Raw genomic sequence first — 17761 nt, forward strand, 5'->3', positions numbered from 1 at the left:
CCCCGCGTGTGCGCCTGCTCGCGCCCGCGCGCCGCCGCGGGTGTGGTGTGGTGCCCCCGCGGCGCGGTGGGGGGGGGTCGCCCCGCGGCGCCGCCCCCACCCCGTCTCACGAATTTTGCTTCGCAAAAATCGTTCACCGACCCTCCCCACAAGGGGGAGGGTAAGGTACTCAATGCCTGAAATGCCTCACGCCCGTAAAGACCATGGCGATGCCATGCTTATCGGCGGCAGCGATGACGTCCTTGTCGTTCATCGAGCCGCCAGGCTGGATGACGGCGGTGGCGCCGGCGGCGATCGCGGCCAGCAGTCCATCGGCGAAGGGGAAGAAGGCGTCGGAAGCGACGACCGAGCCCTTGGTCAGCGGTTCGGCAAGGCCCGCAGCCTCGGCGGCGTCGAGCGCCTTGCGCGCGGCGATGCGTGAGGAATCGACCCGGCTCATCTGGCCGGCGCCGATGCCGACGGTGGCGCCATCCTTGACGTAAACGATGGCGTTGGACTTGACGTGCTTGGCGATGCGGAAGGCGAATTTGAGGTCGTCCATTTCGGCCGATGTCGGCGCGCGCTTGGTCATCACCTTCAACTCAAGGTCGTCGACGACGGCATTGTCACGGCCCTGGACCAGCAGGCCGCCGGCGACGGATTTGACCGTCGTACCAGGCGTGCGCGGGTCCGGCAGGCCACCGGTGACCAGCAGGCGCAGGTTTTTCTTTGCCGCCACGATTGCCGCTGCCTCGTCGGTCGCGCCGGGCGCGATGATCACCTCGGTGAAGGTCTTGACGATTTCTCCGGCGGCGTCGGCGTCGAGAATGCGATTCACAGCGACGATGCCGCCGAAGGCCGAGACCGGATCGCAGGCCAGCGCCTTGGCGTAGGCCGCCTTCAGCGAGGTGCCTTCGGCGACGCCGCACGGGTTGGCGTGCTTGATGATGGCAACCGCGGCGGAACGGTCGGGATCGAATTCGCCGGCCAGTTCGAAGGCGGCGTCGGTGTCGTTGATGTTGTTGTAGGAGAGCTGCTTGCCCTGCAGCTGGCGTGCCGTGGCGACGCCGGGCCGCTTGTCGCCATTGAGGTAGAAGCCGGCGCTCTGATGCGGGTTCTCACCGTAGCGCATGACCTCGACCAGCTTGCCGCCAAAGGCGCGCCAAGTCGGGTGCTCGATCTCGAGTGCTTCGGCAAACCAGCCGGAGATCGCCGCGTCATAGGTGCCGGTGCGGGCAAAGGCTTTGGCCGCCAGTTTCTTGCGGAAATCCAGCGACAGCGAGCCGATGTTCAGCTCCAGCGCGTTCAGCACCGAGGCGTAGTCGCCGGGATCGGTGACGATGGCGACATAGGCGTGGTTCTTGGCCGAGGCGCGGATCATTGCCGGTCCGCCAATGTCGATGTTCTCGACGATCGATGCGTAATCGGCGCCGGAGCGGCGGACCTCCTCGAACGGATAGAGATTGGAGACCACGAGATCGATCGGCTCGATGCCGTGTTTGCGCATTGCAGCCGCATGATCCGGGTCGTCGCGCACGCCAAGCAGCGCGCCATGCACGTTGGGATGCAAGGTCTTGACCCGGCCATCCATGATCTCGGGAAAACCGGTGAGTTCGGAGACGTCGCGCACCGCCAGGCCCGCCTCGGCGATCGCCTTTGCCGTGCCGCCGGTCGAGACCAGTTCGACACCGGCCGCCGCCAGCGCCTTGGCGAAATCGATGAGGCCGGTCTTGTCGAAGACGGAGAGCAGGGCGCGACGCACCGGAACGAGGTCAGGTGCTGGAATGTTCTTGGCGGCGACGGCCATGGGCTGGCGGCCTTTCACGGCTGGTGTGATGGATGCCGCGCCCGTAGCACATGCCATCGGGAAATCAAACCGGAAGCGGCGCCTGTCTCTTTGTTTTGCCGCATGGTGTTTGTCCGAAAAGTCCGCAACTTTCGGCATCATGCTCGACACTTCAGTTGTTTTCCGGGTAACCGGCGATGCTGGTGCGCGTCAGTTGCCAGTGGACCTCGGCGACTTCCGAGGCCTTGAAGGCAAGCACGATCTGGCGGCTGCGGCGCGGGCCGCCAAGACCGGCGAAATAGATCGATTCCTCGACCTCCGGCACCCCCTCGGCGCACGTAAATACCCAGGTGTCGGCCTGATCGGCGGTCATCACCAGGCGATCATGCTCGTCTTGCAGCAAGTTGATGTCGGGGTGTACGTGGAAGCGGACGGTGACGAAGTCACGACCGTTGTTGCGGATCGCCGCATTGCCGGGCCGCTGGAAGCGGTCCCTGCCGGCCAGCACATTGCCGCTCGAGGAGAGCTTCAGTTCGCGCTCATGCAGGAAACCGAAGCGCGGGACGTAGCCGTCATGGCGGGCGATGAACCCCTGAACGCCCTTCTGGTCGGTGCGCTTGCACTGCACATGCTGGGGGCCGCCGATCAGCGGCGAACCGAGCAGGTCGTTGACGCGCAGCGAATGGCTGAAACGCGCCGACGAGGTGTCGTTGATGGTGGCGGTCGAGTGCGCGGCGGTGGCGCGCGCCAGCGGCCGGAATTCAGCCGCGCCATAGGTGTCGATGCCGGCATTGACGATATAGTGCTGGCGCCCGGACGACAGTTCGAAGGCGAGACAGCTGGCATGTGCGGCGTTGGACACGTCGATCGGCGGCGGCAGGCCGGTGTCGGCGATAACCGTCACGCCGCCCATCGACAGGCGCTCATAGCCGGAATGCGGCGCATGCAACAGTGGCGCGCCGGCGGTGTCGTCGTGGCGCAGGATGGTGGCGATGCGGTCGTGGATGGTGGCGCCCATGCCGTTGAAGCGGGCGAGGCTGCCGTCCTGATGGCGAAAGAAGCGCAGCGCCGGCAGCATGCGGTCGATGGCGCCGATCAGCGCCTGCGGCGGCGTTTCCGCCTGGTTGGCATAGGTTTGGCGCAGCGGCAGAAGGTCGGCGAGGATTTCCAGGACGACCATTGGATTGCGCGAAATATGCCCGCCGTCGGCCAGGATCTGGCGGTCGAGCTCCGCGGCAAGGTTGCGGGTCGCGCCGCGCAGCGCCGATGCCGGTGCCGGCAGGGACAAAGCGGCGAAGGCGAGCGCGATGCGGGCGCGCAGCCTGTCCTTGCCGTCCGGCATCTCGCGCGCCATCGACCTGAGGTAGCGGATCTGGACGGCGAGCGATTTCAGGAAGGCGCGGTAGAAGGGGAACTCGGCCCCCTGCAGCACGACGGGGGAGTGCTGCAGCCAGGCGATGATGCGCTTGGCGGCGGTGCCGGGCTCCCAGGCGACGCCGGAAATGTGGCTACCATGCATGACGATCCAGTCGGAAACCAGGGCGCGGGCATTGGCGGCGGCAAGTTCGGTGCCGGCGGCGCGCATGTGGCGCAGCCAGCGAAACCCGTGCAGCGTTTTCTGCCAGCCATGATTGGGCACGTTGATCTGGAAAGGTGACTTGCCGCCGGTTTCGACCAGATGCCCCGACAGGGGATAGCGACCGTAGTAGATTTCGAGTGCGATCTGTGGGTCGGCGAGGCGCAGGTCCGGCGGTGCGATCAGCACACGTTCCGGCGTGCGGCCGGAATAGCGCCAGCGGTAGACCGGCCCGGCACGCAGGCGCCGGCGCGTTTTGCGCCAGAACTCCTTCGCGACAAGCGTCCACAGACGCGTCGTGCTGCTGGCAGCAAGTGCCAAAACCCCTCCTGATCGTCCATTACCCCGACGCCGAGTTTACATGATTGCAGGACTCGTGCGAAGGCGAATTCCATGGGACGCCGCCGGTTCACCCGGCTTTGCCCCCGATCATCGCTAAAAAGCCAGTAAATCCGGGGGCGGTTAAATCAAAGCGCGTCGCGCCCGACCGGTTGAATGCAACGCGCTTTGGTCTTCTGTTTCATGCATGTCGTTGTCCCAAAACCGCTGCACACTTTTGGGCGACATGCATTAGCCGGCTCGGCGGATGCGAGCCGCGAAGAAGCCGTCGAGACCGGAAATCCCGGGCGAACCAAGGTCGAGGTCGGCGGGCGTGGTGCGCAGCGTGCCGTGCGGCGTCAGGAACGGGTCAATGCCGGCGATCTCGCCTTGCCGCAGCGGATCGTTGGCTATTTCAGCGGTGCCGGCCAGAAAGGCGCGATAGAGGTCCTCGCCTTCGAGCGGGTCGAGCGAACAGTTGGAAAAGACGATCCTGCCGCCGGGTTTCACCAGCGTGACGGCGCGGGCGAGAAGCCTGCGTTGCAGGTCCGCGAGTTTTTCCACATCGGCGGCCGTCTTGGTCCACGGCACGTCGGGATGCCGCCGCACTGTTCCGGTGGACGAGCAGGGCGCGTCGAGGAGAACGGCGTCGAATAATTCCTTCGGCTCGTATTTGAGCAGGTCAGCCTCGACGACCTCGGCGGACAGACCGAGACGGTCGAGGTTCTGCGTCAGCCGCACCAGCCGGTTTTTCGAGGTGTCGACGGCGGTGACCCGGGCACCGGCGAGAATGAGCTGCGCGGTTTTGCCGCCGGGGGCTGCGCAGAGATCGGCGACGCGAAGTCCCCTGACATCGCCGAATAGCCGGGCCGGCAGACTGGCCGCGGCGTCCTGGACCCACCAGGCGCCTTCGGCGAAGCCTGGCAGTTCGGTGACGGGGCCAACGAGATTCTCCACCCGAATTGTGCCGGTCGGCAGGACGATGCCGCCGAGCTTTTCGGCCCACAGCTCGGGATCGGCCTTGACCGAAAAGTCGACCGGCGCCTCCACGCGGTGAGCTGCCAGGATCCGCCGGGCCTTGTCATTGCCGTAAGTGGCCTTCAGCCGGTCGGAAAACCATTTGGGCGCTTCGTCGGTAGCGGCGAGAGCGGCAGGAAGTTCCGTTTCCTTGGCCCGCGCCAACGTGCGCAGCACGCCGTTGACCAGGCCGGAGAATCGCACCGTGCGCGGATCGGACTTTGCATGGGTCACGGCCAGGTCGACTGCTGCGCTGTCGGGGATATCGAGGAACAGGATCTGCGCGGCCGCCACATGCAATATGTGCGACAGCGCGGTCGCGTTGGGCGGCAGCGGCTTCTCCAGGCGCCGCGCCAGCAGCCCTGAAATGGTCATGCGATAGCGCAGCGCGGTGACCAGAATGGCGCGGACCAGGCCACGATCACGCAAATCGAGCGCCTTGTATTGCGGATGGCCGTTCTCGTGGTCGGTCAGCCCGTCAAGCGGGGTCCTGGCATCGATGACGGCGGCAAGCAGGCGCGCCGCTGCCTTGCGAGCGGCGAGGCCGGCAACAAGGTCGCCGCCGTCCCTGTGTTCCTGGTCACCTGAAACCGTACGTCGAGGTCCTCTGTCCGCCACGCTCACGACCACCGGCCCTTGGGCCCGGTCGGGTTGCGACCCCACGGGTTGGATTTCGGCTTTGCAGGCTCGGCCGGTTGCTCGGGCTGCGCGGCTTGGCCCCATGGGCCCGACGGCCGCTGTTCGTCTGCTCGCGGCGTCTGGGCCCGGCGCGGAACCTGAGCGCCGCCGCCTTGCATCTGCCGCGCCATCGCCTGGAGAGCAGCGATGCGGTTTTCTGTGTTCGGGTGGGTGGAAAACAGACTGTCCATATGCTCGCCGGAAAGAGGATTGATGATGAAGAGATGCGCGGTCGCCGGGTTGCGCTCGGCATCGGGGTTGCGGATGCGTTCGGCGCCGCGGGCGATCTTGTCAAGGGCCGATGCCAGCCAGAGCGGGTGTCCACAGATTTCGGCGCCGCGCCGGTCGGCCTCGTATTCGCGGGTGCGGCTGACCGCCATCTGCACGATCATCGCGGCAAAGGGCGCCACGATCATCGCCGCCAGCACGCCAACAAAGCCGAACGGGTTGTTGTTGTCGCGATTGCCGCCAAAAAAGAAGGCGAAATTGCCGAGCATCGAGATGGCGCCGGCGAAGGTGGCGACGATCGTCATGGTGAGCGTGTCGCGGTGCTGCACATGGGCGAGTTCGTGCGCCATGACAGCCGCGACCTCTTCGTGCGTCAGTGCCTGCAAAAGACCGGTGGAGGCGGCGACCGCCGCGTTCTGCGGATTGCGACCGGTGGCGAAGGCATTCGGCTGTGGGTTGTCGATCAGATAGGTCTTCGGCATCGGCAGGCCGGCCTGTTTGGCCAGCGACTGGACGATGGCGTAATATTCGGGGGCGGTCCTTTCGTCGACCTCGACGGCGCGGTTCATCGACAGCACCATCTTGTCGGCGTTCCAGTAGCTGAACAGATTGGTGCCGGCGGCGATCAGCAGAGCGATCATCATGCCGCCGGTTCCGCCGATCAAAAAGCCGACGCCCATGAACAGTGCCGTCATCGCCGCAAGAAGCATGGCGGTGCGAAGTGTGTTCATCGTCTGCTCCTGTCCAGATGGTAGCGAAAAAGGGTCGATCGTTGTGGGTTCATCGCTATATGATGGGAAACGCCAGTTCCTGTTTCAATCGGCCGGAAATATCGCATGAACGACGAAACCAGTAAAACCGATGCCGACCCTGGTCGTGACGTTGGGCCAAAGGCACTGACGCCGGAAGCCAGACGTGCGCTCGCGGAAGCCGAAGCAAGACGCATAAGATATCTGGAGAAGGAAGCAGCGGCGCCGAAGGAAATCGGCGGCCGCGGCGGCAAGGAGCCCGGTCGCTATGGCGATTGGGAGGTCAAGGGCCTGACCAGCGACTTCTAAGGTGTGTTGATATTCAGGTGATGCTGGTCTGCAAGCCTGACCTGAATCTCAACACACCTTTAGACGGCGTTGCGCTAGATATCTAGGCGGCGCTGCGCTGCGGCTCGAGCGCGATCCAGCCATCTTCGTGGACGGTGACGCCGATCATCTCATAGCCGGCGATCGCGGCATGCTGCGTTGGCAATGGATGCTGGTGCGTGGCGTTGACGACCATGACCGCAGACCCCGCCGCCTCGGCGGCCGCGATGCCAGCCGGAGCATCCTCGAACACAAGGCAGCCGCGCGCATCGAAGCCGAGCCGTTCAGCGCCAAGCCGGAAGCAATCGGGCGCCGGCTTGCCGCGGGAAACATCTTCCGCCGCGACGATGACAGCCGGGACAGGGATGCCGGCGGCCTTCATGCGCAACAGCGCCAGCTCGCGTGGCGCTGAGGTCACGATCGCCCAGCGCTCGGGCGGCAGCGCGTCGAGAAACGCCACGGCGCCGGAGATCTGGAGAATGCCATCCAGATCGGCCGCCTCGGCCTTCAGCAGCAGATCAGCTTCGTGCGCCGGGTCGACGCCTGGAAGTGCCAGGCTGGTGATGGTCTCGATCGCCCGCACGCCATGGATCGTCGGCAGGAAGGCGGCGACGTCCAGGCCCTGACGGCGTGCCCATTCGCTCCACACCCGTTCCGCCGAGGCGATGGAATTGATGAGCGTGCCATCCATATCGAAGAGGAAGGCCGCGAATTTTCTGCCTGAGTACATGATTTTCCTTGAGTCTTTGGGGGAGCGCCTGTGGCGATCCCGAACCTAACGCCTCGCTCACGGCAGGGGAAGACACGGGTCGGGCTTTTCAATCGGCCAGGGAACCACGGCAACCCCCCGGCGTTTGAACAAGACTGCTTTCCACGACGATCGAAGGGGGACCGCGATGCTGATCCGGCTCGGCTACGAAATCGCCATCGAATGTAACGCGGCCACCCCGGTGATTTCGCTGCTCGAAGTCCACAAGGACAGACAGGCCGACATCAAGCGGCAGACGCGGGTGCTGACATCGCCTGCCGTGCCGACCAGGCTCTACCACGATCCATACGGCAATGCCTGCCGCCGGTTCACCGCGCCCGCTGGCGGCTTTCGCATTCTTTACGACGCGGTCGTCGAGGACAGCGGCGAGACCGACGAGGTCAACACGCTGGCCAGGGAAGTGCCGGTGGCGGATCTGCCGGACGAGGTGCTCGGTTATCTCCTGGGCAGCCGCTATTGCGAGACGGATCATCTGAGTGACCTGGCTTGGCAGCTCTTCGGCGACATCCCGCCTGGTTGGGCGCGCGTGCAAGCCATCGTCGACTATGTCCACAACCGGTTGTCGTTCGGCTATGGCTATGCGCGCTCGACCCGCACCGCGGCCCAGGCGCATGAGGAGCGCGTCGGCGTCTGCCGCGACTACGCCCACCTGGCGATCACGCTGTGCCGCTGCATGAACATTCCGGCGCGCTATGTGAACGGCTATCTCGGCGACATCGGCGTGCCGATCGATCCGGCGCCGATGGATTTCTCAGCATGGCTGGAAGTGTTCCTCGGCGGCAAGTGGTACACGTTCGACCCCCGCCACAACATGCCGAGGATCGGTCGCGTCGTCATCGCGCGCGGCCGCGACGCCACCGACGTGCCGCTGCTGCACAGCTTCGGCCCGCACCGGCTCAGCCTGTTCAAGGTGTGGACCTACGAACAGGAAGGCAATCTGTTCAACCCGCCCTATCATGGCATCGACAGGACGGTCAGCGCGCGGATGCTGGCCTAGTAGTCGTAAGGCGTCCGATCAGACCATTTCGCGTTCTGTGGTTTCGAGACAGCTGGTCCGCTTCGGCATAGAGGCCCTGTGCCGCAACAGGACGTCGTTGAGCTTTCTTCGATCGCTTCATCTTGAGGATGGTAACCAGCTCGTAAACGCAGTCGCGGCCCGCGTTGTTCTGTTTACCAGTCATTCACCTTCGCAAAGGGCGAAATCAAGCAAAAACAATGTGTTGCTGATGGGGTAATGTGCTTTCGGAGGCCGAGCGGCGTCGTCCGGCGGGAATCCTGCATTGCCTTGTCTGCGGCGACGAGGCCGAGGCAAGCGGAGGCTGTAGGATGCGGAATTACGGGGGTCTTGTTCACGCGGTCGGCGGGTTCGCCAGGGATCGCGGTGGAAATTTCGCGGTCCTGTTCGGCCTTGCTACCTCGGTCCTGGCGCTGGGCGTTGGCTTTTCTGTCAACGTCTCTCAGCTGTACAATGCCAGATCCAGCCTGCAGGGCGTGCTCGACGCCGCGGTTACGTCGACGGCACGCGACCTGACGACTGGCGTCATCGGGGAAGGCGACGCCAACAGATCGGTGCAGGCCTTTCTTGACGCCAACAGCGCGGCGGGCATCCTGCAGGCCGACCAGATCGTGCTGGACAGGCTGATTGTCGACAGGACGGCCAAGACGGTCGCGGCGGAAGTGCATGCCGATGTCGCCCTGTATTTCCCGATTCTCGGCATGGGCGACATGAAGCGCGTCACCGCTTCCACGACGGCGCTCTATTCGGACAAGACCATCGAAGTGGCGATGATGCTCGATGTGACCGGGTCGATGGGGCCGAACGCATGGGCCAAGACCAACAAGATCGCAGATCTGCAAAGTGCCGCTTCTGGAGCTGTCAGTGATCTGCTGGACAACAACATCGATGCGAAAAACCCACGTGTGCGGGTGGCGATTGTTCCCTATGCCGAGGCGGTGAATACCGGTGGTCTCGCTGACAGCGTCTTCGCCGAGACGAGAGGCGGGCCGAATCTGCCGCCGCCTGTGGATGCTCCCGTTTCGGCGTCGGTGACACCCGCGCCGGACAAATGTGCCAACGAGCGCAAGGACAAGGATGGCTATGCCGACACGTCATCCGACGGGCCTTACACGTCGCGGTGGGACAACAACGGCAAAGAGTATCTGGCTAGAATCAATCGGGATGATCGCATGAGAACGTGCCCGACGCCGGAGCTCATCCCGTTGTCGGCCGACGAGGAGAAACTGCTCGACACGATCGACGATTTCAGCGCGGCAGGCGTGACCGCCGGCGGCATCGCCGTGCAGTGGGGCTACTACATGCTTTCGCCGTCGTGGCGCCCGACGATCGTCAATGCCGGGCTCGGTGCGGGTCCCGCCAATTTCGACAAGAGGAAGGTCGCCAAGGTCGCCATCCTGATGACGGACGGCCAGTTCAACACAGCGTTCGCCGGCGGTAGCGGAGCGTCAAAATCACAGAACGCGGGCCAGATGTCGCGTGGCAATGCCGAAGGTATCTGCGATGCCATGAAGCGCGACGGCATCGAGATCTTCACGATAGGCTTCGACCTGAACGATCCGACCATGACGGCGACCGAACGGGACCAGGCGAAAAGCGTGCTCCAGGATTGCTCCACGGCGGACACATCCTCGCTGAAGCATTATTACGAGGCCGCAACCGGTGCGGAACTGAAGCAGGCGTTCGATGACATCGTCCAGAACATCGAGAAGGTCACCGTTGCCAAATAAGCTCTCAAGAACTGCGGTTCAGTCGTGATCGCCCAAACGGAAAAGGCCGCCGCTTCTCGCGAAGCTGGCGGCCTTCCGTGTTTCCGTCCGTGGCGCGGCCCTATGGCGATGAGAAAGTCCACCCGCCGCGCATCTCGCGCCTTAACGGGAAGACTGCTTCCCGAAAGTGCAATCCGCTGAGGCCACGTTCTGGAAAACGAAATCACTCGACATCGGATCACCTCCTTTCGATTTGTTGAACACACCCTCATGATGGGGTGCGTTGCAGCAAAAGACAAGGCGTCGGTTTGAAAAAGCCATCCAGGCAGCTCCCGAGCCCGAGGTGGGTTGCGACCAGCCGAGCTGACGGGCAAACTGCCGGACCACGCCATGGTCTGGGAGGAAAGCGGCATGGAGGCAGCCGACAAAGCAGCTCGAATCGTTCGAACGATCATCGAGACGTTGAAGCCAGGCTTCGCGGTCAGATTGTGGACCGGCGAACGGATCGGCCCCGTCACCGGCCCCGTGCTCACCATCAACGACCAGGACATCGTCTGGCAGATGGTCCGCCACCCCAGCTTGTCGACGCTGATCGAAATGTGGATTTCCAAGACCGTCGACATCGAAGAGGGATCGCTATTCGACTTCTACGCGCTGCCTTCGCAGGGCAAGTTGAGGACGAAGCTCAAATCGCTGCCGAAGCTGGCGATCCTGCGAGACCTGCCGGCAGTTCTGTTTTCGCGAAAGCAGATGACGGCGCGGACCGATCTTTCGGGACGCAATCCCTTCGTCAGCGGTTCAAGCCAGGAAGCGATCCAGCATCACTATGACATCTCGAACGCTTTCTATCGGCTCTTCCTCGACGAGCGCATGGTCTACAGCTGCGGCTACTTCAAGGATTTCGCCAACAGCATCGATCAAGCCCAGATCGACAAGCTCGACCATATCTGTCGCAAGCTCCGGCTGAAGCCCGGCGAAAGGCTGCTCGACATCGGCTGCGGCTGGGGAGCGATGCTCATCCATGCCGCGAAGAACTATGGCGTCATCGGCCACGGTGTCTCGCTGTCGGATGCGCAGACCAATCTTGCCCGTGAGCGCATCCGCGCAGAACGGCTGGAGGACCGCATCACCATCGAGATAAAATCCTATGCCGAACTCTCCGGCTCGTTCGACAAGATATCGTCAATCGGCATGTTCGAGCATCTCGGCCTTGCCAACCATGCGGCCTATTTCTCGACCGTTCATCGCCTGCTCAATCCGGGTGGCATCTACCTGCATCACGCCATCACCAGGCGCAGCAAGGGCGATATGAAAAAGACCTTGCGCAAAGGACCGGAATACAAGGCGCTGATCAAATACATCTTCCCCGGCGGCGAACTCGACACCATCGGCATGACGCTCGGCAATCTCGAGGCCCATGGTTTTCTCGTCTACGATGTCGAGAACCTGCGCGAGCACTACGCCCGCACCTGCAGGCTGTGGGCCGAGCGCCTGCACGCACGCTTCGGTGAGGCAATCGCCGAGGTGGGCGAGCCGAAGGCGCGCCTGTGGCTGCTCTACCTGACCGGCTGTTCGATCACCTTCGAGCGCGCCTCGGCGCAGATTTTCCAGACCGTTGCCACCAAGCGGGCGCGTGGCCCGAGCGGCTTGCCGCCGACGCGGGCGGATCTGTATCGGTAGCTTACCGGAAGCGCATCATGTCGCCGATCTCCATGCTGGCCGGCCGGTCGACCGTGCAATAGACGCCGAAATTATGCGCGTTGTGGCGAACCAGATTGCGCAGGATCGCCGGATCGTTGTCGAAGCCATCCTGGGCGATGATGGTGAAACCGCAGCGGCGGCACGGTTCCGAGATGGTCAGCAGGAGATCACCGATGGCAAGCTTGCGGCCGATCCATTCCGTCTCGGGAAACGACCCTTCGATTGCCGCCATGTCGACGACGATGTTGGGGCGGAAGCGGCGTGGGTCGGTGGCCCCTTCCGGATGCAGCGCCTTCAAGCGGGCCAGTGAAGCCGTGGTCAGAAGATGGATCGGGGCCTTGCGATAGCGTTCCGCCGTCAGCGGGCCGGAATAGCCCGAGGCGGCGTTCTCCCGGCGAAACGGCCGGATCGAGGCCTCGAAGCCAAGATAGGCCGATACCGCGCGGTCGCTTTCGATACCCGGCGCAGCCAGCCAGTCGCCGTCCGGGACGGCGATCTCGAGTTCGCGGGCAGGCGACAGGCGGGTCCGGATGCGCGGCACCTTGTGCCACTTCGCCTCGCGGTCCGGTCGTGCGATCTCGTTGTCGGACGCGTCGACAAGGCCGAACAAGCGGTCGCCGTCGATGCTTTCCGAGCCGACAAGGATCGCGTCGAGCCGCTCGCCGGCGAGCGAACTCGCCGGATAACGCCAAAGCTCGGTGACGGAACCCAGTGCGGTCCTGGTTTGCATCATGCCTTCTTGTTCTGCCGGTTGGCGATCAGATCGTCGACGACGGCCGGATCGGCCAGCGTCGAGGTGTCGCCGAGTGCCGAAAAATCATCCTCGGCGATCTTGCGCAGGATGCGGCGCATGATCTTGCCCGAGCGGGTCTTCGGCAGGCCGGGCGCGAACTGGATCTTGTCGGGCGAAGCGATGGCACCGATCTCCTTGCGGACATGGGCGATCAGCTCCTTGCGCAATTCCTCGCTCGGCTGCTCGCCGGCCATCAGCGTGACGTAGCAGTAAATGCCCTGGCCCTTGATGTCGTGCGGATAGCCTACGACGGCGGCTTCCGAAACGCTGTCATGACTGACGAGCGCGGATTCGACTTCCGCCGTGCCCATGCGATGGCCGGAGACGTTGATGACATCATCGACGCGGCCGGTGATCCAGTAATAGCCGTCGGCGTCACGGCGGCAGCCGTCGCCGGTGAAGTACTTGCCCTTGTAGGTCGAGAAATAGGTCTGGATGAAGCGGTCGTGGTCGCCATAGACGGTCCGCATCTGGCCGGGCCAGGAATCGGAGATGCAGAGATTGCCGTCGGCGGCACCCTCCAGCACCTTACCTTCGCCGTCGACCAACTGCGGCTTGATGCCGAAGAAGGGCCGCGTCGCCGAACCTGCCTTGAGATCGGTGGCGCCAGGCAGCGGCGTGATCAGGATGCCGCCGGTCTCGGTCTGCCACCAGGTGTCGACGATCGGCACCTTGCCGTTGCCGACGACGTTGAAATACCACTCCCAGGCTTCCGGGTTGATCGGCTCGCCGACCGAACCCAGCACGCGCAGCGACTTGCGCGACGTCTTGGTGACATGTGCATCGCCGGCGCCCATCAGCGCGCGCAGCGCCGTCGGCGCGGTATAGAAGATGTTGACCTTGTGTTTGTCGATGACGTTCCAGAAGCGCGACTGCGACGGATAGTTCGGTACGCCTTCGAACATCAGCGTGGTGGCGCCGTTGGCGAGCGGGCCGTAGACGATGTAGCTGTGGCCGGTCACCCAGCCGACATCGGCGGTGCACCAGTAGATGTCGCCGTCATGGTAATCGAAGACATATTGGTGCGTCATCGAGACGTAGACGAGGTAGCCGGCAGTGGTATGCAGCACGCCCTTCGGCTTGCCGGTCGAGCCCGAGGTGTAGAGGATGAACAGCGGATCCTCGGCCTTCATCTTCTCGGGCTTGCACTCGGCCTTAACCGTCGCGACCTCGTCATGGTACCAGACGTCGCGTCCGGCCACCCAGCCGGTCTTGCCGCCGGTGCGGCGCACGACCACCACCTTTTCGACTTTCGTTCCGGCCTTCGCCGCGATCTCGATCGCGTTGTCGGTGTTGTCCTTCAACGGGATCGGCTTGCCTCCTCGCAGGCCCTCGTCCGCGGTGATAACGAAGGTCGACTTGCAATCGTCGATGCGGCCGGCCAGTGCATCCGGCGAAAAGCCGCCGAAGACGATGGAGTGGATGGCGCCGATGCGCGTGCAGGCCAGCATCGCATAGGCGGCTTCCGGGATCATCGGCATGTAGATGGTGACGCGGTCGCCCTTCTTGACGCCGTGCTTCTTCATCACATTGGCAAGCCGGCAGACGTGCTCGTAGAGCTCGTTGTAGGTGATCTTCTTGTCGTCGTAGGGATTGTCGCCTTCCCAGATGATGGCGGTCTGGTTGCCGCGCTTCTTCAGGTGCCGGTCGATGCAGTTGACGGAGACGTTGGTCAGCCCGTCCTCGAACCATTTGATCGAGACCTTGCCATCGAAGGAGGTGTTCTTGACTTTGCCGTAGGGCTTGAACCAGTCGATGCGCTTGCCGTGCTTGCCCCAGAACTTGTCCGGGTTCTTGACGCTGTCGGCATACCATTTCAGGTAGGTGTCATTGTCGATCAGCGCGTTTTTCTTCCACGCCGGCTGGACGCGATGGACATGAGCCTCGGACATTCCTGACTTTCCTCCCAAACCGATCCGCCGGCTTGAAACGCCGGCGGGATCGCGGCAAAGCCGCCGCGAATTCGGCGGCATTATTACCAGTTCGTCCGCCATCGCAATATTAGACGTTGGATTCGCGTGGCGGGATGCCGCAGGGACCTTCTCCAGGGCTGTCAGCACTCAGTTCGGCTCGCTGCTAACTGCATGTTTTCGCGCGGAAAACCCGTTTTCGATCAGGAAAAATCAATAGACAGTTAAGCAACGGCGCGCACAATCTGACGTTGGGAGGAAAGGAGACTCAACCAGAGACCGCCCAAGGGGACCGCCATGCGCGACCATTCCGAAATGGATCTGATGTTCAAAGGCTATGGCCTGACCACGGCCAAGATTCTCTATCATTTTCCCGACCACCCGCATCTGCTGCAGAGCTTCATCTGGCAAGACTACGATCTGGCGCCGAAGTTTCCGGTGCTGATCAAGTTCATCGAGTTCTGGAAGGCCGAGTTGGACGGGCCGCTGCATTCGATCAGCTACACACACCAGAAGCTGATCGCACCGAACGAATGGCGGAAAGTCGACGGCGAGTTCGTGCTGCATTAGTTTCTTGGCGCAGAAGTTTGACGCCAGCGAACCGCATACCTTGGCGATTGGCGGAAACGCCCATCATCTTCGTCATCCACGGGCGGAGCAAGGAGCGTAGCGACGCAGCGCAGACCCGAGGATCCATGCCGCGATTTCAGAGCGTTGCTGCGGTCCAGAATCTGCTCCGTCGCATTCCTCGACAGCCGTCACGGAATGGATCCCAGGGTCTCCGCGACGGAGCTTCGCTCCTGCTTCGCCCAGGGATGACGAAGTTGGGGAAGCATCGGCCAATCTCGAACGTTCCGCCGACACGAACGATCACGATATCAAACCGCCGGCGGGTTGAGCCGGGCGAAACCTTCCTGGCGGCGATAGGGAAAATACGGGTAGGGCGCGGTGACTTCGCTCGCCGCGTTGAGCTTCTTCATCTGATCCGGCGTCAAACTCCAGCCGACGGAGCCGAGATTCTGGCGCAACTGTTCCTCGTTGCGGGCGCCGATGATGACGGATGACACGGTCGGGCGCTGCAGCAGCCAGTTGATGGCGATCTGCGGCACGGTCTTGCCGGTTTCTTCGGCCACCGCGTCAAGGGCATCCATGATCCGGTAGAGATGCTCGTCCTCGACCGGTGGCCCGAAGCTTGCTGTGTCGTGCAGCCGGCTCTTTTCCGGCAAAGCCTGGCCACGGCGGATCTTGCCGGTCAGGCGGCCCCAGCCGAGCGGGCTCCACACCAGCGCGCCGACGCCCTGGTCGAGGCCAAGCGGCATCAGTTCCCATTCGTAATCGCGGCCGACCAGTGAATAGTAGACCTGATGCGCGACATAACGCGGGTAGCCGTGCTTGTCGGCTTCTCCCAGCGACTTCATCACTTGCCAGCCGGAGAAATTGGAGACGCCGACATAGCGCAGCTTGCCGGCGCGCACGAGTTCGTCCAGCGTCGACAGCACCTCCTCGATCGGCGTGCCGGCATCGAAGGCGTGCAGCTGCAAAAGGTCGATGTATTCGATGCCGAGGCGCCTGAGCGCATCGTCCACGGATTTGATCAGCCGCGAACGCGACGAGCCGTAATCGGCCGGACCGTCGCCCATCGGCAGCGAAGTCTTGGTCGAGATCAGCACGGCATCGCGGCGGCCTTTTATCGCTTCGCCAAGCACCTCTTCAGAAGCGCCGTTCGAATAGACGTCGGCGGTGTCGAATAGGTTGACGCCGGCCTCGAGGCAAATGTCGATCAGCCGCCGCGCTTCCCTGGCATCGCTGTTGCCCCAGGCGCCGAACAGCGGGCCGGAACCGCCAAAGGTTCCCGCGCCAAATGAGAGTGCGGGCACTTTCAGGCCCGATGCACCGAGGCGTCGATAGTCCATTTTCTTGCTCCTGGTGGTGTGGACAGAAGGGTGTCGAAAGCGATCCGGTTTAGGTATTCACGACCGGACGGAGGCAGGCGCGCCGAGCGTGGCGGTGCGATCGAGACGCAGCGCCAATCCTGCCACGGCGAGTGCCGCGAGCGGCAGCAGGGCGGCGACCCAGGTCAGCGAACCAAGGCCAAGGCCATGCGCAATCACCGCGCCACCAAGCCAGGCACCCGCGGCGTTGCCGAGATTGAAGGCGGCGATGTTGAAGGACGAGGCGAGACTCTGGCCGGCACCTTGCGCCCTGTCCAGCACCCACATTTGCAGCGGCGCCACGGTGCCGAAGGCGGCAGCACCCAGCAACCCGACATAGATGACGGCCATCACCTGGCTGTGGATGGCGAAGGTCATGGTTGCGAGCACCATCGCCAGCACCACGAGACTGCCCAGCACGGCGGGCACCAGCCAGCGGTCGGCGACCTTGCCGCCGGCGAGATTGCCGGCGATGAGACCGCCGCCGAAGACGAGCAGGATCGGCGATACCGCCGCTTCCTTGAAGCCGCTTATCTCGGTCAGCAACGGGGCGATGTACGTGAAGACGGCGAAGACACCGGCATAGCCGAGCACGGTGGTGGCGAGGCCGAGCAGGACGGGCGTGCGGCGCAGGACGGCGAGATCGGCGCGCAAATCGCTCTTTTCGGGCGCCGTCCGGCTGCGCGGCACCAGAGCCAGGATGACGGCGAAGGCCGCCAGGCCGACCAATGTCACCGCCCAGAAGGTCGCCCGCCAGCCAAAGGCTTGGCCGAGCCACGTGCCGAAGGGCACGCCGAGGATGTTGGCGACGGTCAGGCCGGTGAACATGAGCGCGATCGCCGAGGCCTTCTTGTTAGGCGCGACCAGCCCGGTGGCGACCACGGAGCCGACGCCAAAGAAGGTGCCATGGGCAAAGGCGGTGATGACGCGGGCGCCCATCAGCGTCCAGTAGTCCGGCGCCAGCGCACAGGCGAGATTGCCGAGCGTGAAGATCGCCATCAGCGCCAGAAGCACGGTCTTGCGCGGCCAGTTGCCGGTGGCGATGGTCAGCAAGGGCGCGCCGATGACGACGCCGAGCGCGTAGCCCGAAATGAGCTGGCCGGCGGCCGAGATCGAGACGCCGAGATCCTTGCTGACATCGAGCAGCAGACCCATGATGACAAATTCGGTGACACCGATGCCGAAGGCACCGGCGGCAAGGGCGTAGAGAGCAAGAGGCATGGCGGTTTCCATTTCGATGGCGACGAGCGCCGTCCCGCGCCCCGACCCGAAAGA

At 63.7% G+C, this 17761-nt stretch carries 14 protein-coding genes; 5 read left to right on the forward strand and 9 right to left on the reverse strand.

The window, feature by feature from the left end; genetic code table 11:
• Window positions 1–169: 169 nt before the first annotated feature.
• The 4 genes from purH to htpX form a co-directional block, all read right to left on the reverse strand.
• Window positions 170–1786 carry a bifunctional phosphoribosylaminoimidazolecarboxamide formyltransferase/IMP cyclohydrolase gene (gene purH, locus NKH03_RS00005; protein WP_352966595.1) on the reverse strand — a complete coding sequence of 539 codons (1617 nt, stop codon included), beginning with the start codon at window positions 1784–1786 and terminating at the stop codon, window positions 170–172.
• A gap of 151 nt (window positions 1787–1937) precedes the next feature.
• On the reverse strand, window positions 1938–3662 hold the full coding sequence (locus NKH03_RS00010) for a heparinase II/III family protein (RefSeq protein ID WP_352966596.1): 1725 nt from the start codon (window positions 3660–3662) through the stop codon (window positions 1938–1940).
• Between the two features lie 249 nt (window positions 3663–3911).
• On the reverse strand, window positions 3912–5300 hold the full coding sequence (locus tag NKH03_RS00015; protein ID WP_352966598.1) for an RsmB/NOP family class I SAM-dependent RNA methyltransferase: 1389 nt from the start codon (window positions 5298–5300) through the stop codon (window positions 3912–3914).
• Window positions 5297–6313: a zinc metalloprotease HtpX gene (htpX, locus tag NKH03_RS00020; protein ID WP_352966599.1), complete on the reverse strand. Its 1017-nt coding sequence runs from the start codon at window positions 6311–6313 to the stop codon at window positions 5297–5299. Before htpX ends, NKH03_RS00015 begins: the two co-directional genes overlap by 4 nt.
• A 105-nt stretch (window positions 6314–6418) precedes the next feature.
• On the opposite strand from htpX, the gene NKH03_RS00025 reads away from it, so the two are divergent.
• Window positions 6419–6640: a DUF1674 domain-containing protein gene (locus NKH03_RS00025; protein ID WP_352865076.1), complete on the forward strand. Its 222-nt coding sequence runs from the start codon at window positions 6419–6421 to the stop codon at window positions 6638–6640.
• A gap of 82 nt (window positions 6641–6722) precedes the next feature.
• Here the strand turns inward: NKH03_RS00025 and NKH03_RS00030 are convergent, their stop codons facing one another.
• Complete coding sequence (locus NKH03_RS00030) at window positions 6723–7388, reverse strand: HAD-IA family hydrolase (RefSeq protein WP_352966601.1); 666 nt, start codon at window positions 7386–7388, stop codon at window positions 6723–6725.
• A gap of 166 nt (window positions 7389–7554) precedes the next feature.
• Here NKH03_RS00030 and NKH03_RS00035 point away from each other — a divergent pair, with 166 nt between their 5' ends.
• The 3 genes from NKH03_RS00035 (at window position 7555) to NKH03_RS00045 (ending at window position 11831) form a co-directional block, all read left to right on the forward strand.
• A complete protein-coding gene (locus NKH03_RS00035; protein ID WP_352966603.1) occupies window positions 7555–8424 on the forward strand; it encodes a transglutaminase-like domain-containing protein in 870 nt (289 codons plus the stop codon).
• 329 nt (window positions 8425–8753) lie between these two features.
• Complete coding sequence (locus NKH03_RS00040; protein ID WP_352966604.1) at window positions 8754–10172, forward strand: pilus assembly protein TadG-related protein; 1419 nt, start codon at window positions 8754–8756, stop codon at window positions 10170–10172.
• Window positions 10173–10562: 390 nt separating this feature from the next.
• Window positions 10563–11831, forward strand: a complete 1269-nt coding sequence (locus NKH03_RS00045; RefSeq protein WP_352966962.1) for a class I SAM-dependent methyltransferase — start codon at window positions 10563–10565, stop codon at window positions 11829–11831.
• Window position 11832: 1 nt separating this feature from the next.
• Here the strand turns inward: NKH03_RS00045 and NKH03_RS00050 are convergent, their stop codons facing one another.
• Window positions 11833–12582, reverse strand: a complete 750-nt coding sequence (locus tag NKH03_RS00050; protein WP_352966964.1) for an MOSC domain-containing protein — start codon at window positions 12580–12582, stop codon at window positions 11833–11835.
• The gene (gene acs, locus NKH03_RS00055) at window positions 12582–14537 is read right to left on the reverse strand and encodes an acetate--CoA ligase (RefSeq protein WP_352966605.1); all 1956 of its coding nucleotides are present in this window, start codon (window positions 14535–14537) and stop codon (window positions 12582–12584) included. The genes NKH03_RS00050 and acs overlap by 1 nt, the downstream gene beginning before the upstream one ends.
• Before the next feature lie 315 nt (window positions 14538–14852).
• Here acs and NKH03_RS00060 point away from each other — a divergent pair, with 315 nt between their 5' ends.
• The gene (locus NKH03_RS00060; RefSeq protein WP_352865063.1) at window positions 14853–15125 is read left to right on the forward strand and encodes an usg protein; all 273 of its coding nucleotides are present in this window, start codon (window positions 14853–14855) and stop codon (window positions 15123–15125) included.
• Between the two features lie 308 nt (window positions 15126–15433).
• Here NKH03_RS00060 and NKH03_RS00065 read toward each other — a convergent pair whose 3' ends face one another.
• Complete coding sequence (locus NKH03_RS00065; protein ID WP_352966606.1) at window positions 15434–16468, reverse strand: aldo/keto reductase; 1035 nt, start codon at window positions 16466–16468, stop codon at window positions 15434–15436.
• Window positions 16469–16525: 57 nt separating this feature from the next.
• Complete coding sequence (locus tag NKH03_RS00070) at window positions 16526–17707, reverse strand: MFS transporter (RefSeq protein ID WP_352966607.1); 1182 nt, start codon at window positions 17705–17707, stop codon at window positions 16526–16528.
• Window positions 17708–17761: the final 54 nt, after the last annotated feature.

This window comes from Mesorhizobium sp. M1406, from assembly GCF_040317555.1.
Lineage (GTDB): Bacteria > Pseudomonadota > Alphaproteobacteria > Rhizobiales > Rhizobiaceae > Mesorhizobium.